Genomic DNA, 24,471 nt, shown 5'->3' with positions numbered 1-24,471 from the left:
TACATGGCTTCCCCTCTTTCCTCCGCTTCAAACGACCCCCGTCCTGCGCCTGCCCCCGTCGGCGCCGTCGTCGCGGGCCCCGACTGGCGGTTCACGGTGCTGACCTCGCGGCTGATCCGCATGGAATACTCCCGCGAAGGCAACTTCGTGGACGCAGCCACCCAGCTGGTGGTCTCCCGCGATCTGGGCCCGGTTCCGGACTTCGAGGTGCGCCGCAGCGAGGACCGCGTCGAGATCATCACCGAGCACCTGCACCTGACGTACCTGCCCGCGCGCGGCTTTTCCCGCTCCGGCCTCAACGTCACCCTCCGCACCGCCGTCATTGGCGCCCACGGCGGAACCTGGCGCTACGGGGACCGGTGGGACCCGGAAGAGGCCTACCGCACCAACCTGGGCGGCACCGTCCGCACCCTCGACACCGTGGATGGCGCCACCGCGGTGCAGCCCGGTCTGCTGTCAATCACCGGGCACTCGGTCATCGACGACTCCGGCTCACTGCTGGTACAGGAGGACGAATGGGTGCGCCCACGTCCGCACTCCCACGCCGCCAACACCGCAACCGCCCCGGATAAGGACCTGTACTTCTTCGGCTACGGGCAGGACTACCGCTCGGCCCTGCGCGACTTCTTCGCACTGACCGGTCCTACGCCGCTGATCCCGCGCGCGCTGCTGGGCAACTGGTGGAGCCGTTTCCACCGGTACTCCGAGGGGTCCTACCTGGAGTTGATGGACCGCTTCGCCGCCGAACAGCTGCCCTTCTCGGTGGCCGTGATCGATATGGACTGGCACCTGGTGGACATTGATCCCGCCATCGGCAATGGCTGGACCGGCTACACCTGGAACCGCGAACTGTTCCCCGATCCGGAACGCTTCCTGGCGGCCCTGCACGAGCGCGGCATGCAGGTGACGCTCAACCTGCATCCTGCCTCGGGCATACGCCGCCACGAGGACGCCTACGAGCCTGTGGCCCGCGCACTGGGGCTGGATCCCGCCACGGGAGCCGACATCCCCTTCAACATCGGAGACAAGGACTTCACCGCCGCTTACCTGGAGCACGCCCACCACACCCTGGAGACGCAGGGCGTCGACTTCTGGTGGCTGGACTGGCAGCAGGGAGGCGACACCGACATTCCGGGACTGGACCCGCTGTGGATGCTCAACCACGTCCACTACCTCGACTCCGGGCGCGAGCGCAGTGGTCCCGGCCGGACCAGTTATCGGCGTCGTCCCATCACCTTCTCCCGGTTCGCCGACGCCTCCAGTCACCGCACCCCGATCGGCTTCTCCGGAGACACGGTCACATCCTGGGAGTCGCTGCGCTTCCAGCCGGAATTCACCGCCACCTCCGCCAACATCGGCTACTACTGGTGGTCCAACGACATCGGTGGCCACATGCTCGGCGTCAAGGACGATCAAATGACGGCCCGCTGGGTGCAACTGGGCTGCTTCTCCCCCATCAACCGCATGCACTCCACCATGTCGATGTTCAACTCCAAGGAGCCGTGGCGCTACTCGCGCGACGCCCACGCCACCATGGATGCGTACCTGCGGCTGCGACACCGGCTCGTGCCCTACCTGTATACGTGGGCGCGCCGTGCGCACGCCGAGGGCATCGGCCCGGTGCGTCCGCTCTACCACGATTACCCCTGGCGCATGGGGTCCTACGACAACCGCAATGAGTTCCTCTTCGGGGACCTGCTGGTCATGCCGATCACGCGGCCCGCCGACCCGGCCTCGCGCCTGGCTCAGGAGGAGGCGTGGCTGCCCCAGGGCACCTGGTTCGACCTGCCCACCGGACGCCGCTACGACGCCGCTGCCGCCGACGGGCGCATGCTCACTTTCTCCCGTCCCCTGGAGCAGGTGCCCGTCCTGGCGCGCGCCGGGTCCGTAATCGTCGGCGCCGAGGACCTTGGCGAGGCGGCCGGCGACAACCCACGCCATCTCTCCGTGGTGGTCGTGCCGGGAGCCGACGGCGAGTTCGTGCTCGAGGAGGACGACGGCTCACCCGAGCCCGGGCCCGACGGCGTGGTGCGCACCCGTTTCACGCTCACCTGGGACGAGGCGGCCGGCTCGGCCCGCCTGGCAATCATCCAGGACGGTCCGGACGGCGTCGTACCGGAAGAGCGGGAGATCGCCGTCCATCTGCTGTCCGCCAGCGGCCAGGCCACGGCCCGCGTGAACGGCACCGACACCCCTGTCAAGGAACGCCCCGCCGACGGCTTCACCCTCGGCGGCGGCCTGGACGTCTCCCTGGGCACGGTGCGCCCGGCCGACGGCGTCGTGCTCGAGCTGTCGGGCGTGAGCACTAAGCCGCCGTCGCTGGCAGACGAGGTCTTCCGGATCCTTGAACCCGCCCAGATGTCCTACCCGGCCAAGGACCGGGCCTGGGGCGTGATCTCCTCCGGGGCCACCGGCGGCACACTCATCGGCGGCCTGCGAGCAGCCGGCTTGTCTGAGCAGCTGTTGGCCGCCATTAGCGAGGTCGCCTGACCCCGCACCCGCGGGAGCCGTTGCTCCGCCGAGGTCGGCATGTCGACCGACCTCGGCGGATCAGGCAGGACCCGGCGAGGCGGTCGAACCGTGGTCAATCAGGCGCGGCTCGACCAGCATTACACCGGATACTGAATCATCGGTCAGGTAATGCAATAGCAGGTCCCCGGCCATACGCCCGAGCGCCGGCCGGTCCACCCCCACCTCGGTTACCAAGTCCCCGGCCGGGGTGCGGGCCGCGGTCAAGCCGACCGACACGAGGGACAGATCGTTTGGAAGAGACAGGCCGCGCGCCCACGCCGCCGCAATCACGCCTTCGAGCGCACTGGCGTTGTTGGAGACCACGGCTGTGCATCCCCCCGGCAGCCCGTCTGGTCCGAGTACATGCGCGCCGGCAATGACGTTGTCGGGACAAGAACGGAACACGGCCTCAACCCCATGCCTACGGGCGGCCTGACGTACAGCCTGACTCTGAGCCGCATAGGCGTGAGACCGATCGGCATGCACGTCGCGCATGAGGAACAGGATGCGGCGGTGGCCGAGCTCCACCAGGTGGTGCACACCCAGATCCGCCATCCGCTCGAAGTCGGCGTCCACCCCCGGCGCGCCGTCGGCACGGTTCGACGTGCCAATCAGCACGGTCGGCACGCCCTCCCCCAGCAGATACTCCTCACGTTCGTCGTCAATGGCTACGTCCATGAGGACGGCGGCCTCCAGCGCCCGGGAGCGAACCAGGGCCTCCAGCGCGTCCATCGGTCCCGAACGCCGTCCCACGGGAACGAAAACCTGCATTCCCTGCGGCTCCACGCCCTGGCGCAGACCCTCGACATACTCCAAATCGTTGACATCAATGCCGGAGCGCTGCATGCGAAACAGCACCCCGACCGTGCGCACCGAGCGAGCCGCCAGCACGGAGGCATGCCGGTTGGGCCGATAACCCAACTCGTCGATGGCGCGCTGCACTCGCTCCCGCGTGGCCCGGGTGGTGGGTCGCTGTCCCGTCAGGACATAGGTGACGGTTGACGGGGAGACTCCGGCCAGGCGTGCGACCTCGGCACGGGTGGCCATGCGTTCTCCTTCCGGGGCCTGATGGGGCCGCCCGCCCTGCCTCAACTCATGCGGCTAGCCACACGGCGGCGTTCGCGGGAACTGTGATGGCGTCGAGGCGTCCGCCTGTCTGCCCGCTCCAAGACTGCACCAGCACCGTACCCGTCAACGGCAGCACGGCCTCCCCGTCCCCCATATTGATAGCAACAGTGACCTCACCGTTGCGGAAGGCAAGCACCTGCTCGGGCAGATCCTGCACCCATTCGACCTCGCCCCGCCCCAACTGCCATTCGCGCCTGGCCGCGATGGCGCGCCGGTACATGGACAGGGTGGAGTCGGGGTCGGACTCCTGTACGGCAGGGGCGTAGACACCCCAGCCATCGGGCTGCGGCAGCCAGGTCCGCCCGGTGGTGTTGAAGCCGTAGGCGGGTCCAGTGGCAGCCCAGGGCAGGGGAACGCGGCAGCCGTCGCGCCCGCGCGTGCGCTTGTCGGTGCGCAGCCAGGCCGGGTCCTGGCGGCAGGCGTCGTCCATGGTGGTGTGCTCAGGCAGGCCCAGCTCCTCCCCCTGGAACATGTACATGCTGCCGGGCAGACCGAGGGCGAACAGGGTGGCGGCGCGGGCCTTGCGCAGCCCCAGGGCGGTGTCAGGCTGCGGATCCTCGGCGCCGATGCCATCGTCCGGCTCGGCGCCGGGAGCAAAGCCAAAACGGGTGGCGTGACGGACGACGTCGTGGTTGGACAATACCCAGGTGGTTGGCGCGCCCACGGCGGCGTTGGCTGCCCTTGAGGTGTCGATGACTCGACGCAGGTCGGGGGCACGCCAAGGGGACTTGAGATAGTCGAAGTTGAAGGCCTGACTCATCTCGTCCTCGCGGACGTACTTGGCCATCTGCTCGGGCGGATCCACCCAGGCCTCGGCGACCAGCAGGATGTCGGGGCGGATGCCGCCCAGCACGCTGCGCCAGTCGCGATAGATGTCGTGTACGCCGGGCTGGTCGAACATGGGGCCGTTGTCGGCGGTCTTGGGCCGCTCATCGTCGACGGCGGTGCCGCGCCAGCGATCCTCCCCCAGAGCGTCGTCGGGCAGACCGGGAGCCTTGACCAGGCCGTGGGCGACGTCCACGCGGAAGCCGTCCACCCCGCGCCCAGCCCAGAAGCGCAGGAATTCGCGGAACATCTCGTGTACGTCGGGGTGGTCCCAGTTGAAGTCGGGCTGCTCGGCGGCGAATAGGTGCAAGTACCACCAGTCGCGGTCCTCCTCCCGGCCGGTAAGCGGCTCGACCCGAGTCCACGCCGGGCCGCCGAACAGACTGCCCCAGTTGTTGGGCGGCCCGTCCGGGCTGTGGCGGAAGATGTAACGCTCGCGCTCCGGCGAGCCGGGTCCCGCCTGCAGCGCGGCACGGAACCAGGCGTGCTGGTCGGAGGAGTGGTTGGGCACCAGGTCGATCACAACCCTGATGCCGACGGCTCGGGCGGCGGCCACCATTTCGTCGAAGTCCGCCAGTGTCCCGTACTCGGGGGCCACGTCGAAGTAGTCGGCCACGTCGTAGCCGGCGTCGACCTGCGGAGATGGGTAGAAGGGCGACAGCCAGATGGCATCAACCCCCAGAGCGGCCAGGTGGTCCATGTGTGAGGTGATTCCGGGCAGGTCACCGAGGCCGTCGCCGTCGGAGTCGGCGAAGGAACGGGGATAGATCTGGTAGATGACGGCGTCGCGCCACCAGGCTTCCTGGTCGTTGCGCACGGTCACGAGCGGAGCAAGCGAGGTCATGAGGTCTTGTGTGTCCTGGAGCGGGATCGGAGTCCGGGCGGTGGAGGAGCGGTCGCCCGGACACGGAATGAGTAGGTACATAAGTTAGTACAGAAGACAGGCGGCAGGCCTGTGGTCCGGGTGCGCGCCCTCCTACAGCGCGCACCCGGACCGCATGGGTCACTGCTTCAGGCCGCCCGCGGCCAGGCCGGCAACGATACGGCGCTGGAAAAGCAGCACCATGATCACCAACGGCAGTGTCATCACCACGCCCGCAGCCATCTGTGAGCCGAAGGGCGTGTTGAACTGGGAGGCGCCGGTGAACTTCGACAGCAGTACGGTGGCCGGCTGCATGGTCGGGTCATTGATCATCGTGACGGCCACCAGGAACTCATTCCAGGCGCCGATGAAGATGATGATCGCGGTGGTGAAGATTCCGGGCGCGGCGATCGGCAGAATGACCTTGCGGAACGCCTGCCCGGGCGTGCAGCCGTCAACCATGGCGGACTGCTCCAACTCCTGAGGCATCTGGCGGAAGAAACTGGTCAGGTTCCACACGGCCAGCGGCAGCGAGAACGACAGGTCCGGGATGATCATGGCCTGATAGGTGTTGATCCAGCCCCAGGCTGAGAAGTTCTTCAACAGCGGCACGATGATGGCCACGAGCGGGAACATGGAGGTAGCCAACACCACCAGCAACAACACGCTCTTGCCGCGGAAGTCCAACCGGGCTAGCGCGTAGGAGGCGAAGGTGGCAATCGCCAGGGCAACCACGGTCACCACCACGGAGACGATGAGCGAGTTGATCAGGCCTTGCCCAAAGTTGTTCTTGGCGGAGAACACCGCCTGATAGTTCTCGAAGGATACGTGCCTGGGCCACCAGGTGTTCTCGAAGATCTCCGTGTCAGGCCGCAGGGAGGACACCAACATCCAGTAGAACGGGGCGAGACAGTAGATGACGATGAGGACGATGCCGAAGGTGGACAGTGCGCCGGCCCAGTCGAACTTCTTCCGGGGACGCTCGATCACCGGCGCCGAAGCGGCTGCTGTACTCATGACGCGCTCCTCTCACTGGTCTCGATGATGGGGGTCGCATGCGTTGCGTCGGCCGCCGCTCGCCGCCGTCGGGGCAGGAAGACCGTGGCGGGGAGTTTGCGGCCCCGTCTACTGCCACGGCGCGGGGCGGTGGCACCCAGGTCGGCGTGGGTGATGCGTGTGAACGCGAAGGCGAAGATGAACACGTACAGGAACAGGATGAGCGCGTAGGCGGCCGCCGAGCCATAACGCAGGTTGGAGGCCTCGTCCTGCACGAGCATTGAAATCGTCTCGACTGAGCTCTTGCGCGGGCCGATCAGGATGTAGGGCAGATCGAACATCCGCAACGCATCCAGGGCACGGAACAAAACTGCCACCACCAGCGCCGGCTTCACCAGTGGCAGGGTGATACGAGTGAAACGCTTCCAAGCATTCGCCCCGTCGATCTTGGCGGCCTCGTAGACCTCATCCGGGATCACCTGAAGCCCGGCGAGCGTGAGCAGCCCGATATAGGGGGCGGTCTTCCACACGTCGGCGATGATGATGGTCAGCTTCGCTGATGCATTACCCGATGCCCACATGATGTGCTGGCCCAGGATGGCGTTGGCCACACCGTTCTGATTGAAGATCCAGCTCCACAGGATGGCGGACACGGCAGTGGGGATCGCCCACGGGACCAGGATCGCCGCGCGGACGAAGCCGCGTCCACGCATGGCCCGGTGCATGATCAGCGCCATTGCCACACCGAGGATAGTTTCCAGGACGACGGTGACGACGCCGAACAGCGTGGTGTTCCACGCGGCGGTCCAGAAGTGGGATCCGGCGTCGCTGAAAATGGCGGTGTAGTTGTCCAGTCCGACGAAGGGCTCGACGTCGGAAACGAACCCGGTTTCCGGGTCGAGTCCGGCCTTGCCGTACAGGGACTGCTGAAGCGACTGGATGACGGGAATGATGATGACGATCGTCAGTACGATCATCGTCGGGGTGATTAGCAGCCACGCCAGACGTGACTGCGCCCGACTGGCCTTCGACCGGCGATTCACATCCGGCACTTGAATATTGGTGCTCATGGCAGGCTCATGTCTTTGACTCATCTGGTTCACTGTTAGGGCAACCGGTTGCGCGGCCGCGCCGCGAGCAGGCGCAAGACGCCCGGCGTGTGGGGCGGGTACGTTTCCCGCCCCACCACGGGTTGGACGGCGCGCACTTCAACCGACGTCAGCCCCGCCGGGGCCTTGTTGCGCGTCAGGACAGGGCGTTCAGCGAGCTCTCGAGAGTGGCGATGGCGTCTTCGGCCGTGGTCTGCTGCTGAATGGCCGGGTAGATGGCGTCCTGGATAGCGGCGGTCACATCACCGTAGGAGACTGCCTTCGGACGCCCCTTCGCCGAGTCGAGCGACTCGCGCAGCGTCGGCAGGTAGGGGAACTGCTCAAGCATCTCGGAATCCTCGTACAGGGATCCGATGACAGGCGCGAGGGTCTGCGTCTCAAGCGCGTACTTCTCAGACTCCTGGCTCGTCCACCACTGGACGAACTTCAGCGCCGTGGCCTTGTTCTTCGAATAGGCGGAGATTCCGCAGTTGTGCCCGCCCAGGGTGGGGACGAAGTCGTTGCCGTCGATGCTGGGCAGGGCGGCGACGCCGAACTTCTCCTCCCCGAGGGCCGCCATGTTGTTGGCGTACTGGTAGGGCCACTGCCGGTAGAAGAGCAGGTTGCCGGCCTCGAAGGCGTTGCGCCCGTCCTCCTCCTTCCACTCCAGGGAATCGGTGGGGATGTAACCGTCCTTGAACCCGTCGATCAAGGTTTGCAGTCCGGCGATCGCCTCCGGAGAGTTGATGGTGACGTTGCCCTCATCGTCGTAGAAGGATCCGCCGGCGGTGTTGATGAACTCGCTGGCGCAGCAGGTCAGGCCCTCGTACTTGGCGAACTGGCCGCCGAACCCGCCAATGTCCTCGTGCCCCGGCAGAGCCCGCACGGCGTCGATGGCGGACTTGACCTCATCCCAGGTGGTGGGGACCTCGACGCCGGCCTCCTGGAGGAAGTCCTTGCGATAGAACATGATCGACGAGTCCGTCGCGAACGGCATCCCGTACAACGTGCCCATGTACAGGCCGGTCTCCCACACCGATTCGATGATGTCGTCGTTCTTAAGCTCATCCGTGGGCAACGGCACGACCCACTGGTTGGCCGCGAACTCGGCCACCCATACATTGTCGATGGAGATCACGTCGTACGCATCGGACTGCGTCTGGGCGTTGTTGATGAGGGACTGCCGTTGTTGGTCGGCCTCGGCGGACAACTCGATCAGCGTGACCTTCTCATCGGGGTAGAGCTCGTTCCACTCGTCGATGCGCTCTTGCACCTTGCCATCAGAGTTGTCCTTGCCCTGCACCCAGTTGATCGGTCCCGTGCCGGTGAAGTCGGCCGTTGACGCGGCGGATGCACTCGTGCCTGAACTGTTGGATCCGCCGCCGGAACAGGCGGCCGCGGCGGACAGGGCCGCGACCACAGCTGACCCCTGGATGAAACGACGACGGGGTAAACGAGATGCCATGTGCTTTTCCTCCTTGAAACACCACGCGCGGGCTCGCTCACTCGGTTGGACGAACACACGCCGTCGACGCGCGTCGACTGTATGGCGAGATCAATGTAGCCCAGCCAGCACCTCGACGGAATACAGCCCGCAACCGACAGGATTCGTCGTTACGAGATCGTGATCCAACGGGATGGTCGACTCCTGTGCACCAGGGGTGCCCAATACCTCTCCGCACTGGTTTCGCAGCGCACCCGCACGTTTGGCAAAATTTGTTGCGCGGCACGCCCTTCCCGGCTTCGGGCCCTTCCCCACTTGGCGTGCCGCGAGGAGAGATTCGAGGTAATGAGCAACACCCCCACGCACGGCGAACAGATGAACGCGCAGCCGGACTCGCAGGGGATCTCCGGCACCGTCGAGGGCATGACCTTCCGCCCCGACCGGCGGTTCTGGGTCGTGTACATCTGCCTGATGATGGTCCAGTTCCTCACCGCGATGTACCACACGGTGATCGCCACCGCACTGCCGACCGTCATTGGCGACCTGGGCGGCGTGGCACACATGTCCTGGGCAATCACCGCCTACACGCTCGGCCAGACGCTGGCCATGCCGATCAACGGCAAGCTCGGCGACCTGGTGGGCCGCAAGCGGCTCTACCTGCTGGCCATTGCCCTGTTCGTCGGCGGCTCGGCCCTGTGCGGCCTGGCGACCGACATGTTTGCCTTCACCGTCTTCCGCTTCGTACAGGGCCTGGGCGGCGGTGGCCTGATGATCTGCTCGCAGGCCATCACCGGTGACATCATCCCGCCACGTGTACGCGGCACCTACATGGCACCCATGGGCGCCATGTTCGGCATTGCCGCCATTCTCGGCCCACTTCTGGGCGGATGGCTATCGGACTGGCTCGGTTGGCGCTGGATCTTCTGGTTCTTCCTGCCTTTCGGCCTGTTCGCCTGGGTGGCGGTAGCCATCGCGCTGCGCATGCCGCGGCGCTCCAGCAGCTTCAGCGTCGACTGGGCAGGGCTGGCGCTGACCAGCATCGGCGCCGCGGGGATCGTCCTCATAGCCACCTGGGGCGGGACCACCTACGCCTGGAGCAGCCCGGTAATGCTGGGGCTCATCTGCGTCACCGTGGCCGCCTGGGCCGCCGTCGTCCCGGTGGAGAGGCGCGCCGCAGACCCGATCCTGCCGCTGCAGGTACTGACCGATCACACCTTCATCATCGCCACCGTCGTCTCGGTGCTCATGGCCGCCTGCATGTTCGGCATGAACGGGTACCTGCCGACCTACCTGCAGATGGTCCACGGCGTCTCCGCCACCATGTCCGGTCTGCTGCTGGTGCCGGGCAGCGTCGGAATGTTCGCCGGGTCGCTGTTGTCAGGCACTCTGGTCACCCGCACTGGCCGCTACAAGCCCTTCCCGATCGTGGGCTCGCTGGTGGCCGCGACCGGCATGGCCATGCTGGGTCTGCTGCCCGCCGACGCCCCCGTGGCCTGGACCGGCGTGGCCGTATTCGTCCTGGAAATCGGCATTGGGATGTTCCTGCAACTCAGCGTCCTCGTCATCCAGAACGCGCTACCCGCCAGCATGCTCGGCACCGCCACCTCCACCAATAACTTCTTCCGGGAGATCGGGGTGTCGATCGGCAACACGGTCGTTGGTGTGCTGTTCACCGGCCGCCTGACCGCGTCCCTGCTCTCCCTCGGCTTCGACTCGCGTGAGGCCGCTTCAATCACTCCGGCCATCGCTCGGAGTTTGAACGCCACCACGGGCGCCGCAGTGGTGGACGCCTACCACCATGCGCTGGCTCCCGTGCTGCTGTCGCTGGCCCCGGTGCTGCTGGTGGCGGCGGCAGTCGCGGGCCTGTTCAAGCCGATCCCGCTGTCGACCAAAACCGGCCTGGAGCAGCTTGAGGAGGAGCTCGCCGAGAACGGGCCCGCCGACGCCTATCACACCGACCGCACGGACGGTTAGGCTTGGCCTGACACCGCCGTCCCACCCGACCTGCATGCACTTTTACGGAGACAATCAGCCATGACCGCCAACACCACCAGCGAGGTCGCGCAGAACCTGAACACCTCCGCTACCGCCCCCGACGCCGACCGCTCCTATGACCCGCGCCTGGCCGAGCTGGCCCGCCGAGCCGCCGCCGAGGGCACCGTCCTGCTCACCAACGACGGCGTGCTGCCGCTGTCCCCCACGGAGCCGGTCGCGGTCTTCGGCCGCGTGCAGATCGACTGGTTCGCCGTCGGCTACGGCTCCGGCGGTGACGTCAACGCCGTGTATACCACCAACCTGCTCGGCAGCCTGGTGGAGCAGGGCGTCAGCGTCGACGCCGAGTTGGCCTCCACCTACCGGCAGTGGTGCAACGCGCAGGAGCCGCCCACCGAGGAGTGGGGTAACTGGCCGCGCTTCTACCCGGAGATGGAGGTGTCCGAGGAGCTGGTCGCCGCGGCCGCCTCCCGGGCCCGCACCGCCGTCGTCGTCATTGGTAGAGCGGCTGGGGAGGACCGGGAGAATGTGCTGGAGCCCGGCGGCTACTACCTAACCGATATCGAACATACCCTGCTGGAGCAGGTCACCGGGCACTTCGAAAGCACGGTGGTGATCATCAACTCCGGCAACGTCATGGACCTGTCCTGGGCCGAGGAGTTGGGCGTATCAGCCCTGCTGCTGGCCTGGCCGGGCGGCATGGAGGGCGGCCGGGCCGTGGCCGACGTGCTCACCGGCGTCACCGAGCCGGGTGGCCGCCTGACCGACACCATTGCCCGCGCCTATGCGGATTACCCGTCGGCCGCGAACTTCGGCGGTCAGGAGTTCAACAACTACGCCGAAGACGTGTTTGTCGGCTACCGCTACTTCGAGACCTTCGCGCCCGAGAAGGTGCTGTTCCCCTTCGGGCACGGCCTGGGCTACACCTCCTTCGACCTGAGCCAGGCGCGTCTGGACTCCGTCTCCGTCGACGCCGACATCACCGCGCGGGTGCGGGTCGCCAACACCGGGCCGCGGCCGGGAGCCACGGTGGTGCAGGTCTACCGGGGTGGGCCCGCCGACGCCGCCCTGCCGCGCCCGGCCCGGGAACTGGTCGCCTTCACCCGCACCGGCGTGATCGCCCCTGGCGAGACCCAAGAAGTGATGGTTTCCTTCCCGCGGGAGCGTCTGGCTTCCTTCGACGACGACGGTCGCGCCGGTCACGCCCACGCCTGGGTGATCGAGTCCGGCACCTACCCGGTGCACGTGGGGACCTCGGTGCGGCAGACCGTCGAAGCCGGCGCCGTCGTAGTGGAGAAGACCGAGGTGGTCGAGCAGCTTCAGGAGGCGCTCGCCCCCTCCCCCGACGTTCCCTTCGATCGCATGACGGTGACGCGTGACGCGGAGGGCCGGGTGCAGGCCGGCTGGGAGGCCGTCCCCACGGCCACCGTCGACCTGCGTGAGCGCATCCTGGCGCACCTGCCACAGGCCATTGAACCGACGGGCGACGTCGGCATCCGGTTCAGCGATGTGGTCGCCGGGCACGCCACCATGGACGCCTTCGTCGCACAACTGGACGCCGCCGACCTGGCGCAGCTGGCCTACGGGGACGTCGAGATGAACTCCCCACTGGGCGCGCCGGGCAATGCCGGCGCCTTCGGCGGGCTGACCGAGCGCCTGCGCGAACTGGGCGTCCCCCCGGTTATCACCACCGACGGACCCTCCGGGATTCGCGTTTCCGCCTACGCCAGCCTGCTGCCCTGCGGCACCGCCCTGGCCTCCACCTGGGATACGCCGCTGCTGGAGGAGCTGGCCGCCCTGCACGGGCAGGAGATGCTCCGCAAGGGCTCGGACGTGCTGCTGGCGCCGGGCATGAACATTCACCGCGACCCGCTGTGTGGACGCAACTTCGAGTACTACTCGGAGGACCCGCTGCTGACCGGGCTGGCGGCGGCCGCCGTCGTACGCGGCATCCAGTCGCAGGGCGTATCCGCATGCCCCAAGCACTTCGCCTGCAACAACCAGGAGACCAACCGCATCTACAACGACTCGCGCGTGTCGGCGCGGGCGCTGCGGGAGATCTACCTGCGCGGCTTCCGCATCTGCGTGCAGGAAGCCGGCCCGCACAACATCATGACCAGCTACAACAAAGTCAACGGTCAGTGGGCCCACTACAACTACGACCTGGTCACCACGATCCTGCGCGGCGAGTGGGGTTACCGGGGCAATGTGATGACCGACTGGTGGATGCGCTATGCGCCCGATCCGCTCTTCCCGCAGCTTAAGGACTCCGCCACGCGGGTGCGTGCGGGTGTGGACGTGCTCATGCCCGGCGGCGAGACCTGGTCATCCACCCGTGCCGATGGTCATGACGACGCCGTACTGGCCGGCTACTTGCCGGACGACGCCAGCGGCGAGCGCCTCACTCTGGGCGAGCTGCAACAGACGGCGCTGCACGTGCTGCGCATGGCGGCCACCACGCCCGCCGCCCGATCGGGAAAGTGTCCAAATCGATGACAAACGGGGCCGGTCGCCTCCGCGACCTCGAATAAAACGTTGGAATCATGCGGGTCTCGCACCGGCCATAGCGGGTACCCGCGGCGTTTGTCAGCGATTTTGACACTCCGCCCCAACACACGCCGGGACCAGCGCGACAACCGCCCCTCCTCAACCCGACACCCACAAGCCGGAAGAATCGCCAATCCCTCTGGGCTACTGCGCTTTCTGAGTCATTGCGCCTGCGCGCGGGCGGCGCGGCAACAGCAGCCCGCGGCGGCGCGCAACCAGCATCAGCCCCAGGCCCGCTGCGGTGCACACCACTACGGCCACCAGGGAGCCCTCGATTCCCATGTCACCGCCGGTCAGTAACTCGGGGCCGGTAAAGCGTGCCTCGAACAGCCCGCGCCCCGTACCAGTGCCGGAGATGTCGGAGCCGAAAATGCCGCCCTGGACGAAGTTCCATGCGGTGTGCGTCCCGAAGGCCAGCCAGAGCCGACGCGTCACCAGGTAGCAGGCACCCAGCAAGACGCCAGCCTCCAGCATGATCGCCACGGCGCCGAATATGCTCGCCTCCGGATTGGTGATATGCACGGCCCCGAACAGGACCGCGGTCAGTCCCAGCGCCCAACCGGTGCCGAGCCATTGTTCCAGCAGTCGCAGCAGCAGGCCCCGGAACAGGATCTCCTCCGCGAAGCCTGCGGCTAGACCGGTGCCAATGCCGATGAGTACGCCCTCGTCCCACCCAACACTCGTCACCCGGTAACAGCCGCACACGGCGAGCACTGCAACTACGACCGTTATCAGTAGTGTTCCCAACCCCAGGCCGACGGCGTACTCGCGTATCTTTCCGGGTCCCGCGAGCTCGGTGACGGTCACGCCACGAATCCAGCGCATGAATACCCAATAGCCGCCCACCGCCACCAGGGCGGATACGCAAGCACCAATAGCGAAGCTCAACGGCTGACTGTAGATGTCATCCATCCGGCTACCCGTGCCCTGGGTGCCTGTCACAGTCGCGGCGATGCCCGTACCCAATAGCACCGTCGACTGCGCCACCGCGAAAACACCCACACCGGCAAGCAACTGCCAACCCCAGCGACGGGATGCCGCCGGCGCGGAGCGTGCCAGCGGCACAGCAGGCGGGAGTAACCGGTCCAGCTTCCGGCCCACGCCGCTCAGAACGGTCCGGGGCGGCACCACAGCACCGGGGAAATCGATGGGCGCGGTAGGCATGTGGTCTCCTCCGGTTCTTCGGGCATTTGCCTGCTGGCGGATGCGGGGGCGCAGCTCGATCCCCGACGCGACCTAACGTACCCGTTGACGCGCACCCGAAGGAAAGGCGCAATACCCGGGCCGCCGTCCGAACCATATCGACCGACCTCGGCGCATAGGGGATCGATGAGCCCCACACGCCTTAGCCGTCGGCGCGCCCGATCCGCAGCACCTGTCCGTCGGGGGCGGTGACGGTAGCGGTCGGAGTCGGCTCCAGGCGCAGTTCGACGGCGAGCCGCTGCCCGTCGGGGCCGACCGTGTCGTAGCTGTAGGCGCGGTTGTCGAGGTTCCGGGTCACCGTGGTGGCGGTGGTCAGCCACGGGTTGCGGCGGCGCAGGGCGATCAGGTCCTGGTGCAGGCGCAGCATCGGCGCTCCCAGGGGCGAGAGCTGCTCGGGGCCGGCGGGGAAGGCGGGCCGCACCTCGTCGTCGCCGCCGAGTCGTTCGGTCTTGGTTCCACGGAAGGCCTGCTCGTCCCCGTAGTAGATCGACGGAATCCCCCCGACGGTGAACAGGATCGCCGCGGCCAGGGACGCCTTGGCATCACCGATCTTGCTGGCGATGCGGGTGACGTCGTGGTTGCCGATGAAGGTCAGGGGCGTGAAGGCCGGCAGTAGCTCGTTGTGCCGCTTGAGGCACCAGTCGAGCTCGAAGAAGTTCTCATCCAGCAGTGAGCTCCAGATCGCCTTCCACAACTCGTACTGGGTCACCGAGTCCATGCCGGAGCGGGTCACGATGTCCGCATAGTCGCCGTGGATCACCTCGCCCATGAACCAGGACTCGGGGAACTCCTCGCGCACGCGCGGCAGCACCCGCGTCCAGAACTCCGGGGGGACGGCGTAGGCGGCATCCAGGCGCCAGGCCATGGCCCCGCGGCGCAGCCAGTGGCGCATCACGTCGGCCACCAGCTCGACGACGGCGTCGGAGTCGTGGTTGAGAGCCGCCAGGCCCCGGTGCCCCTCGAAGTCCTGGTGGGTCACGCCGGCATCGGTGTGCTCCAGGCGGAACAGCTCCTGTGCCCGCTCGTCCCCGGCCATCGCTGCGCGGAAACTCGGGTGAGCGGTGCCGACGTGGTTGAACACGCCGTCGAGCATCACGTTGATGCCGCGTCGGCGGCAGGCGGCGATCAGCCGGTCGAAGGCGGCGTCGTCCCCCAGGCGCGGGTCGATGGAGTAGAAGTCGACCGTGTCATAGCCGTGGGTCTCCGACGTGAAGATCGGCCCCAGCGCCAGCCCGTTGGCGCCCAGGGCGATCAGGTAGTCCAGCCACGGTTCCAGGGCGTCCAGCCGGGGGGTGAGCACCCGCTCGGCCTCGGTGGGGCGAATCGGCGCACCGGTGAAGCCCAGCGGGTAGACGTGCCACCAGATGCAGGAATCACTCCAAGAGGACACGGGAACTCCTTCGCTGAGTCGGTGCGGCTTCGCTGAGCGGGGTCAGGGACGAGCACTGGGCCACGCGCGTGGCCCGGGCTCGCGGTGCGCCCTGCTTCCGCTAACTTCGGATAGGCGTGGTCAACATAACATCGTCGGCGCTCGTCGTGGGCGGCGCCGCACGGGTGTGTGCAAACGTGCGGCGCCGATCCGACTCTCAGAGCTTCTCGACCGGCGCCAGGCGCAGCATGAGGCGCTTAGTCGCCCGAGTACCGTCGATCGTGAACTCCACGCGGGCGACGGTGGAGCGGCCCGTACCCTCGATGGCGATCACACTGCCCTCCCCATAGGTCTTGTGCCGGACCCGGTCGCCGGTCTTGAGCCCGGCCACCGCCTCGGGCAGGGCGGACTGCGCGGACTCGGCCTCGGATTGCGCCGTGCCCAGGCGCACCGGCTTGCCGCGCGCCGCCAGGCGCTTGGCGCGACGCGCCTCGGCCCGGTCCTTAGGAGTCTCGACCCGGCCCAGTTTCCCGGTGCGGGTGCGCCGCCCGGAGCCGATGGCGGGGGCGAAGTCGCCGTCGTCGTCGGGGGTCGCCTCACTGCGGCGCCCGTAGCCGCGGCGCGCGCCGAAGCCGCCCTCGTCCCAGGAGGCGCCCCAGCCGGTGCCGCCGCCGCGCAGCGCGTCCATGGAGGAGGCAATGCGCTTCCACTCGATCGTGTCTTCGGGGACGTCGTCGAGGAAGCGGGAGGGGGGCATGGCGGTGGCGGTGCCCCAGGCGGAGCGCACGGCGGCGCGGGTCAGGTACAGGCGCTCGCGGGCGCGCGTGACGGCCACGTAGGCCAGGCGGCGTTCCTCGGCCAGCTCGGTCTCGTCCGCCAACGAGCGCGCGTGCGGGAAGGTGCCGTCCTCCAGCCCGGTGACGAACACGACCGGGAACTCCAGCCCCTTGGCGGTGTGCACCGTCATCAGGGTGACCTGGCCTTGCTCGCGGGCCTGGACCTCGGCCTGTTCCCGGTTCTCGGCCTGGTCGGCGACGTCGGCACTGGGGGGCAGCTGGTCGGAGTCGGCCACCAGCGAGACCCGCTCGAGGAAGTCGGCAAGCGTCCCGTCGGGGTTGGCGGCTTGGAAGTCGGAGGCGACGGCGTGCAACTCGGCCAGGTTCTCCACCCGGCTGGCGTCCTGCGGGTCGTCGCTGGCGCGCAGTTCCGCCAGGTAGCCGGAGGCGTCCAGGGCGGCGTCGAGGATGTCGGCCACGCCGTCGCCGGCGTCGCGCGAGTGCCGCAGGGAGGTGAGCAGCTCATGGAAGCCCGTCACCTGCCGGGTGGCGCGCGTCGTCAGCCCGACGACGGCGGGCGGCTCCGCGCCCTCGTCCTCCCCAGGGCGCGGGGCGCCGGCGGCGTCGGCCACGGCGGTGCCGAAGGAGACGGCGTAGCGGGCGGCATGCTCGGCCAGGGCGGCCTCGGCCTTGTCCCCCAGGCCCCGCTTGGGGACGTTCAGGACGCGGCGGATGGAGACGTCGTCGTCGGGGTTGTCGACGGCGCGCAGGTAGGCGATGGCGTCCTTGACCTCGCGGCGCTCGTAGAAGCGGGTGCCGCCAACCACCTTGTAGGGCTGGCCGGAGCGGACGAAGGCCTCCTCCAGCGCCCGGGACTGGGCGTTGGTGCGGTAGAAGATGGCGACGTCTCGCGGGCGAATGCCGCACTCGTCGGCGAGCCGGTCGATCTCGGAGCTGATCCAGCGGGCCTCGTCGTGCTCGGAGTCGGCCACGTAGCCGATGATCTTGGGGCCGTCGCCGGAGGCGGTCCACAGGTTCTTCTCCCGGCGCCCGGTGTTGCGGGCGATCACCGCGTTGGCGGCGGACAGGATGTTCTGGGTGGAGCGGTAGTTCTGCTCCAGCAGGATCGTGCGCGCGCTGGGGTAGTCCTGCTCGAACTCCTCAATGTTGCGGATGGTGGCCCCGCGGAAGGCGTAGATGGACTGGTCCGAGTCGCCCACCACGGTCAGTTCGCCCGGTGGGACGGGCGAGTCGGCACCGGAGGTGCCGGGCCCGCCCACCAGTTCGCGCACGAGCACGTACTGGGCGTGGTTGGTGTCCTGGTACTCGTCGACGAGCACGTGCCGGAAGCGGCGCCGGTACATCTCCGCCACCGCCGGCTTGGCCTGCAGCAGCTGCACGGTGCGCATGATCAGATCGTCGAAGTCCAGGGCGTTGGCGGCCGCCAACCGCCGCACATACGCGCTGTACACCTCGGTCAGGTGCCGCTCGAAGGGGTTGGAGGTCACGGCGTGCTCGGCGAACTCCGCCGGGGTGATCAGCTCGTTCTTCAGATCCGAGATGCGGGCGGCGAAGGTCTTGGGGGTGAAGCGCTTGGGGTCGATGCCGAGTTCACGCACGATCAGGGTGATCAGGCGGGTGGAGTCGGCGGCGTCGTAGATGGAGAAGGTGGAGCGCAGCCCGGCGGCGTCGTGCTCGCGGCGCAGGATGCGCACGCATGCGGAGTGGAAGGTGGACACCCACATGCGCTCCCCCGCGGGCCCCACCAGGCCGGCCACGCGTTCACGCATCTCTGCGGCGGCCTTGTTGGTGAAGGTGATGGCGAGGATCTCGCCGGGGCGGGCGCGGCCGGTGGCCAGCAGGTAGGCGATGCGGTGGGTCAGTACCCGGGTCTTGCCGCTGCCCGCACCGGCGATGATCAGCAGCGGCGAGCCCGCGTGGGTGACGGCCTGCTCCTGGGCGGGGTTGAGTCCGGCGAGCAGCTCGGCGGGGTCCGCGACGGTGATGCCGTAGCGAGGCAGGGCGCCGGGGCTGCCCGCCACACCCGCGACGCTGCCGTCCACGCCGGCGCGGGCGCGCGCGGCCGCGGCGTTGGCCTGGGCACGGGCGACAAGAGCCGAGACCTCTGCCTGACGCTCCTCCCAGGTGGGGGCGACCGCGGCCTCATCGGCGGCCGAGGGGGCGGAGGTCTCCTCGTCGGGGCCGTAAGCAGCCAGATCCTCCTCGGCGGGAGGCTCGACGTCGGCCCACGAGTCGTCGTCCCAGGCGGCACCAGCCGGGTCGAGCGAGGGCAGGGCGGCCTCCGGCGGAGGCGTGGCCTCGGAGCCGGAACCGGGCATGGGCAGTGCGCCGAAGAGGGCGTTCATCGCGTCGTTCATCTCGGGGCCAAGCCTAGACGGTTTGCTGCCCTGCCCCGGCTGCTGTCCGTGGTAACCGTGCCGACAGCCTTGAAACTGTCCAAGACTGGCACGAACGCCGCCGCCTGTAGCCGCCACACCCGACAAAACCGCAGAATACCAACGATCTGCTAGGTGCCACTCGCCGTCTCAGACTCCTTTATGCCGATCTCGGACATTTCCCACCGCCGTCCGTTGCCGGGTCAGTTCACCGCGCCGGGGTTCACTGCCCGCGCCTCCCAGGGACCGATGGTGAGGCCATCTGCTACGCCACTTCGGGGTTAACAACGCCTGTTAACGGTCTGCTGAAGGGCTCCGAGGTATACAGCAGAGCGTTAAGTAGCGTTGTTAACGCCCAACCGGCGTAGCTGACAGCCTCTTCCTTTCTTCGGGTAAGGAGGGATGGCAGGCCAACGTGCGGGTGGGATGCTGAGCTGTCTGCCCGCGGGCGTGCTGGCAGCAACCGACTTGCCGTCGGCCCGCATATCGCTGTGGATGATGGCCCAGAGTGTCACCAGTCGGGACAAACGAGCCTTAACACCCGCCGGGGGTGATCCGGCACCCGCATGATTCCAACGTTTCGCTCACGGCCGCCGGCACCGCCGGGCCCGTTTGTCCCGAATCATGACAATCACCCCCTTGGTGGCTCTCGGGCTTGGTCAAGTTTCTTGGCGTGTTTCGGTGACGGATAGTCAGGCAGTATCTCGCCCCACCGCGCACACCCCCCCATACCGGAAGAACCGGTAATCCCGCCCTGACACAGCTCACCAAGCGAGCAGTCTTGAGTATCAGGACACCGGCACCGTCATCCGTTAAGCAAAGCGACGGCTGAGCCCGTCCCCCGCTGAATCGGGAGACGGGCTCAGCCGTAGCCGCATCGCGAGTAGTGCGCGTCAGTAGTTGCTCGTCTGAGAGATCACGAAGTGCTGCTCACGGCGGCTGATGCGCCACACGCCGTCACGCAGAACCAGGGTGTCGATGTAGCGGATCGAATGGGATAGGAGCACGTCCTTGCCGTCCTGCTCCTGGACGAGCAGGGCCTGCCCGTAGTGGATGTCGGTGGCGGTGTCGCCGTCGATCGTGATGACCTGCTGGCCGTTGATGTGGAAGGAGGTCTTAACGGCGGCCATGGCGGCTCCGAAGAGCTCGACCAGCTGGTCGGCGCCGTCGAACTCCATCATCTTCGAGCCGTCGGCGTTGTACACCTCGACATGGGTGTCCGGGGTGAACAGCTTGGACTGCTCGGCGACGTCGATCTCCAGGTTGGAGAAGCGGTCGACGACCTCGCGGATGGCGTCCTTGTGCTCGAGTTCGGTGGGCATGAGTGTTCTCTACTTTCTCAGGGTGGTTCGGGTTGAGGCTGCGCGGTGGCACGGGCCGACCGCTCGGCTACTTCTCGCGGATCACTCGCGCCGGCACGCCGGCGACGACGCTGCGGGGCGGGACGTCCTTGGTGACCACGGCTCCGCCGGCGATGACGGCGTCGTCGCCCACGGTGACTCCGGGCATGATCGAGGCACCCGCACCGATCCACACGCGCCGCCCAATGTCGATGGGGTGGCAGTTGAGGATGGTGACGTCGTCGAGCCGGTGGTTGTCGGTGACGGCGGTGACGTTGGGCCCGATGAAGGTGCCCTCGCCGATGCTGATCCCGCCGATCGACATGGCCGTGAAGCTGTGGTTGATCAGCACATTCGGGGCGATGTGCATCCGCTTGCCGAAGTCGATCTGCATGGGGTGAATGAGCCGGATCGAAGGGTCCAGCGGCCCGTCCAGCCCCAGCAGGTCGCCCCACATTCCGGGCAGCGCCGGGTCGGAGGGGCGGGTGAGGTTGATGTCGAACATGAGTTCGCGGCAGCGGGCGAACTCGGCTCGCACGATGTCGGTGTATTCCTGCTCGAACAGGTCTACGTCGTCGCCGTCGCGCAGGCGTTCCCAGATGTCCTTATGCGGCATTCCGGGCCCTGCCGTCACTTGCCGAACCGGGCGACGTCATCCTGCACGCGCTGCGGCTCGCTGGCCAGCGGCACGTTGTTGGTGTCCAGCACGCCGTCGAGTGCGCCGGCCTCGTCGGCACGCGTCGCGGCGAACAGGGCCTCGAAGTCGGTGACGGGCGCGCCGGCCTTGCTGAATACCTCCACGGTGCGGCGCGCGCCGGAGGGGTTGAGGGCGCCCTCCAGGAGCACCTGGGCGATGTGGCGCCGGTCGACTCCGGGCTGCCCGGTGACCAGGTCGCCCTGGCGCAGGTCGATCTGCCGGTCGGCGGGGCCCTGGTAGTCGAACCAGCCGGGGCGCACGATGGTGTAGGGGTGGCCGGAAGCGCGCACGAGCCGCTCAGCGCGACGCTTCCACTCCACGAACTCGTAACCGCTGGCGCCGGCACGGGCGGAGTGGGAGGCGTTCATGGTGGTCATGAGGCTGATGTGGGTCGGGCCGTCGCCCAGGGCGTCGACCACGGCGCGGACCACGTCGTAGAAGGTCGCGCCACCCTTGCCGTCGTTGTCCGTTCCGTGGGTGAGCACGACGGCGTCGACGTCCTGCAGCAGCGGGCGCAGTGCCTCCGCATCGGTGGCGGCCGCCTCGACGATCTCGGCGCCGTCGGCCAGGGAGCGGCGGGCGCGGGCGGCATTGCGGGTGACGGCCCGGACCTCCAGACCGCACTGCAACGCCTCGTCGACGACGACGCGTCCGACCTGTCCGGTGGCTCCAATGGCGAGGATGGTGGTCATGGGGTGCTCTTTTCTGCACTTGCGGTTCGGGCCGGGTGAGCCCCGGCGACGTGGTGTTGCCGGCCAGGGTGCCCGTCGCGAAGCGGGTCCTGCCTGTCGGCGCACAGAATCGTGCCGCGATCCAACCGGGGCTTCCAGGTCCCAGGAAACGGGGTCTGGCAGGACTCCCCTCGACCGAGCCGCCACGCTTGCAGCCGGTCGCTCTACCGTACCGCCCGCAGGAAGCGGCCCCGCCCGGTCAGGTCCGCTCCGGTGGTGGCTTTGGCGAATCCGGCCTCCCGGGAGGCGGCCCGCAACGGCGCGGCCTGGCTGGGGTCGTGTTCCATGACCAGCACACCGCCGGGACGCAGGAGGGCCGCCGCCCGTTTCACGACGGCGCGCGGCAGGCGCAGACCGTCTGCTCCCCCGCCGTACAGGGCCAGGTCCGGGTCATGCCGCTCGGTCTCCAGATCCTCCACCGCTCCCGCGGGCACGTACGGCGGGTTGGCAACCACCACATCTACGCTCCCGTCCAGTTCTGCGAGCACGGCCGGGTCGGTGACGTCGCCGCGGATGATCGCCACCTTTCCCGGCGCGAGGTGCTCGCTGTTCTCGCGCGCCAGTGCGACGGCGGCGGGGGCTGTTTCAACCGCCCACACGCGGGCCATGGGAACCTCCACGGCGACCGCGGCGGCGATGGCGCCCGAGCCGGTGCACAGGTCCACGACCACGGGGCCGCGCCCTTCCTCCGCGGCAACGGCGCGGGCGGCCTCGATCGCCGCCCCGGCCACAACTTCGGTCTCGGGGCGGACGATGAACACGCCGGGTCGGCAGGTGAGCTCCAGCCCCCGGAACCACATCGTGCCCAGGATGTGCTGCAGCGGCTCGCGGGCGGCCCGGCGCTCCACCAATGCCTCGTATGCGGCGGCAAAGCCCTCCGGGGCGCCGTCGGCGAGCAGCACCGGGCAGCCCAGCAGGTGCTCGGCCAGTTGCCGGGCGTCGACGTCCGGCGAGGCGATCCCCGCCCGGGCCAGCGCCTGCCCCGCCTCACGCACCAGCCGCCGCAGCGCGTAGCGGTCGAGTGCGGTCACGGTTGCTCGCCAGCGGCGGCCAGGCGCTCGGCCTCATCCATGGCGATGGCCGAGTCGATGACCGGGCCGAGGTCGCCGTCGAGCACGGCGTCGAGGTTGTAGGCCTTGTAGCCGGTGCGGTGGTCGGCGATGCGGTTCTCGGGGAAGTTGTAGGTGCGGATGCGTTCGGAGCGGTCGACCGTGCGGACCTGGGAGCGGCGCGTGGCCGCGGCCTCGGCGGCCTGGGCGGCGGCGCGTTCGGCGAGCAGCCGCGCCCGCAGCACGCGCAGGGCCGCCTCCTTGTTCTGCAACTGGGACTTCTCATTCTGCATGGACACTACGATCCCGGTGGGCAGGTGAGTGATGCGCACCGCGGAGTCGGTGGTGTTCACGGACTGCCCGCCGGGCCCGGAGGAGCGGAACACGTCGATGCGCAGGTCGGCGGGGTCGATCTCCAGCTCGCCGGGGTCGTCGACCTCCGGCATCACCAGCACACCGGCGGCGGAGGTGTGGATGCGCCCCTGGCTCTCGGTGACGGGGACGCGCTGGACCCGGTGCACGCCCGCCTCGTACTTCAGGTGTGCCCACACGCCGTCGGCCGGCTCGACGGCGCCCTTCGCCTTGATGGCGAGGCGCACGTCCTTGTAGCCGCCGAGCTCGGAGTCGGTGGCGTCCATGACCTCCACGGCCCAGCCCATGCGTTCGGCGTAGCGGGTGTACATGCGGGCCAGGTCGGAGGCGAACAGGGCGGATTCCTCCCCGCCCTCTCCGGCCTTGACCTCAATGATGACGTCGCGGGCGTCGTCGGGGTCGTGCGGGGCCAGCACCTCACGCAACCGGGCAGCGGCCTCCTGCTCGGCCTGGCGCAGGCCGGGCAGCTCGGCCGCGAAGTCGGCATCGTCACGCGCCAGCTCGACGGCGTCGGCCAGGTCCGCGGCGGCGGCACTCCAGGCCCGGTGTGCTTCCACGATGCGTCCGAGCTCGGCGTAGCGGCGCCCGAGGCGACGCAGGGCACCGGGGTCGGAGGCGACGGCGGGATCTGCCATTTGCCGCTCAATGTCGGCATGCTCCTGCAACAGGGGCGCGACGGCGGAGAAGTCCTCGGCGCTCACGACTCACCTTTCTCCGCCTGGCGCGGGCGGACGGGATACAACGGCGACAGATTACGACCTTGGGGTACGTTCCACGCGCATTGTGCGGTCGTGGAGCGTACCCCAAGGTCGAGTCGCCGAAGCGAAAAAGCTTGTGCGCTTACTTCTTGCGCTTGCCGTAACGGGCCTCGAAGCGGGCCACGCGACCACCGGTGTCGAGGATCTTCTGCTTACCGGTGTAGAAGGGGTGGCATTCCGAGCACACGTCCACGCGGATCTCACCGGAGGCGACGGTGGAGCGGGTCTCGAAGGTGTTGCCGCAGGTGCACGTGACCTTGGTGGGCACGTATTCGGGGTGGATACCCTGCTTCATGTTTCTCCTTAAGGATTCTGAGGGTCCCGGGTCCCACACGGGCGCGCGGGTGAACCGGAGGCCAGTCGGATATTGTGCCAGCCCGGCCGGCC

At 68.2% G+C, this 24,471-nt stretch carries 17 protein-coding genes; 3 read left to right on the top strand and 14 right to left on the bottom strand.

Going from position 1 to position 24,471, the window contains the following annotated elements:
• Positions 1-3: 3 nt before the first annotated feature.
• Positions 4-2,490 (top strand): TIM-barrel domain-containing protein, encoded by a 2,487-nt coding sequence (locus tag C3B71_RS05960; protein ID WP_108966778.1) that lies wholly within the window; start codon positions 4-6, stop codon positions 2,488-2,490.
• 60 nt (positions 2,491-2,550) lie between these two features.
• On the opposite strand, the gene C3B71_RS05955 is transcribed toward C3B71_RS05960, so the two are convergent.
• From C3B71_RS05955 to C3B71_RS05935, 5 genes are all read right to left on the bottom strand, one after another.
• Positions 2,551-3,558 carry a LacI family DNA-binding transcriptional regulator gene (locus tag C3B71_RS05955; protein ID WP_108966777.1) on the bottom strand — a complete coding sequence of 336 codons (1,008 nt, stop codon included), beginning with the start codon at positions 3,556-3,558 and terminating at the stop codon, positions 2,551-2,553.
• Positions 3,559-3,604: 46 nt separating this feature from the next.
• Entirely contained in the window at positions 3,605-5,308 is a 1,704-nt protein-coding gene (locus C3B71_RS05950) for a glycoside hydrolase family 13 protein (RefSeq protein WP_108969622.1), read from the bottom strand.
• 159 nt (positions 5,309-5,467) lie between these two features.
• Positions 5,468-6,343, bottom strand: a complete 876-nt coding sequence (locus C3B71_RS05945) for a carbohydrate ABC transporter permease (RefSeq protein WP_073327007.1) — start codon at positions 6,341-6,343, stop codon at positions 5,468-5,470.
• A complete protein-coding gene (locus tag C3B71_RS05940) occupies positions 6,340-7,392 on the bottom strand; it encodes a carbohydrate ABC transporter permease (RefSeq protein ID WP_108966775.1) in 1,053 nt (350 codons plus the stop codon). The genes C3B71_RS05945 and C3B71_RS05940 overlap by 4 nt, the downstream gene beginning before the upstream one ends.
• 175 nt (positions 7,393-7,567) lie before the next feature.
• Complete coding sequence (locus C3B71_RS05935; protein ID WP_108966773.1) at positions 7,568-8,875, bottom strand: ABC transporter substrate-binding protein; 1,308 nt, start codon at positions 8,873-8,875, stop codon at positions 7,568-7,570.
• 324 nt (positions 8,876-9,199) lie between these two features.
• Between C3B71_RS05935 and C3B71_RS05930 the strand changes: the two genes are divergently transcribed.
• Together C3B71_RS05930 and C3B71_RS05925 are read left to right on the top strand one after the other, a co-directional pair.
• Positions 9,200-10,828 (top strand): MDR family MFS transporter, encoded by a 1,629-nt coding sequence (locus C3B71_RS05930; protein ID WP_234416134.1) that lies wholly within the window; start codon positions 9,200-9,202, stop codon positions 10,826-10,828.
• A 60-nt stretch (positions 10,829-10,888) separates the two neighbouring features.
• A complete protein-coding gene (locus tag C3B71_RS05925) occupies positions 10,889-13,342 on the top strand; it encodes a glycoside hydrolase family 3 N-terminal domain-containing protein (RefSeq protein ID WP_108966771.1) in 2,454 nt (817 codons plus the stop codon).
• A 195-nt stretch (positions 13,343-13,537) separates the two neighbouring features.
• Here C3B71_RS05925 and C3B71_RS05920 read toward each other — a convergent pair whose 3' ends face one another.
• From C3B71_RS05920 to rpmE, 9 genes are all read right to left on the bottom strand, one after another.
• Positions 13,538-14,557, bottom strand: coding sequence for a CPBP family intramembrane glutamic endopeptidase (locus C3B71_RS05920; protein WP_108966769.1), 1,020 nt, complete (start codon positions 14,555-14,557; stop codon positions 13,538-13,540).
• Positions 14,558-14,738: 181 nt separating this feature from the next.
• On the bottom strand, positions 14,739-15,986 hold the full coding sequence (locus C3B71_RS05915) for an alpha-amylase family protein (RefSeq protein WP_108966767.1): 1,248 nt from the start codon (positions 15,984-15,986) through the stop codon (positions 14,739-14,741).
• 196 nt (positions 15,987-16,182) lie between these two features.
• A complete protein-coding gene (locus C3B71_RS05910) occupies positions 16,183-19,119 on the bottom strand; it encodes a UvrD-helicase domain-containing protein (RefSeq protein WP_108966765.1) in 2,937 nt (978 codons plus the stop codon).
• 911 nt (positions 19,120-20,030) lie between these two features.
• Complete coding sequence (locus tag C3B71_RS05905; RefSeq protein ID WP_108966763.1) at positions 20,031-20,459, bottom strand: nuclear transport factor 2 family protein; 429 nt, start codon at positions 20,457-20,459, stop codon at positions 20,031-20,033.
• A gap of 67 nt (positions 20,460-20,526) precedes the next feature.
• The gene (locus C3B71_RS16795; RefSeq protein WP_108966761.1) at positions 20,527-21,093 is read right to left on the bottom strand and encodes a DapH/DapD/GlmU-related protein; all 567 of its coding nucleotides are present in this window, start codon (positions 21,091-21,093) and stop codon (positions 20,527-20,529) included.
• Between the two features lie 14 nt (positions 21,094-21,107).
• On the bottom strand, positions 21,108-21,866 hold the full coding sequence (locus C3B71_RS05895) for an NAD(P)H-binding protein (RefSeq protein WP_108966759.1): 759 nt from the start codon (positions 21,864-21,866) through the stop codon (positions 21,108-21,110).
• A gap of 203 nt (positions 21,867-22,069) precedes the next feature.
• The gene (gene prmC, locus C3B71_RS05890; protein WP_108966756.1) at positions 22,070-22,936 is read right to left on the bottom strand and encodes a peptide chain release factor N(5)-glutamine methyltransferase; all 867 of its coding nucleotides are present in this window, start codon (positions 22,934-22,936) and stop codon (positions 22,070-22,072) included.
• Positions 22,933-24,027, bottom strand: coding sequence for a peptide chain release factor 1 (prfA, locus tag C3B71_RS05885; RefSeq protein WP_108966754.1), 1,095 nt, complete (start codon positions 24,025-24,027; stop codon positions 22,933-22,935). The genes prmC and prfA overlap by 4 nt, the downstream gene beginning before the upstream one ends.
• 139 nt (positions 24,028-24,166) lie before the next feature.
• Positions 24,167-24,379 carry a 50S ribosomal protein L31 gene (rpmE, locus tag C3B71_RS05880; protein WP_073327027.1) on the bottom strand — a complete coding sequence of 71 codons (213 nt, stop codon included), beginning with the start codon at positions 24,377-24,379 and terminating at the stop codon, positions 24,167-24,169.
• Positions 24,380-24,471 lie beyond the last annotated feature (92 nt).

This window comes from Actinomyces sp. Z16 (assembly GCF_003111765.1).
Classification (GTDB): Bacteria; Actinomycetota; Actinomycetes; order Actinomycetales; family Actinomycetaceae; genus Actinomyces; species Actinomyces glycerinitolerans.
Note: the sequence above shows the minus strand (reverse complement) of the source record. Positions and strands in the feature narration are given on the sequence as shown.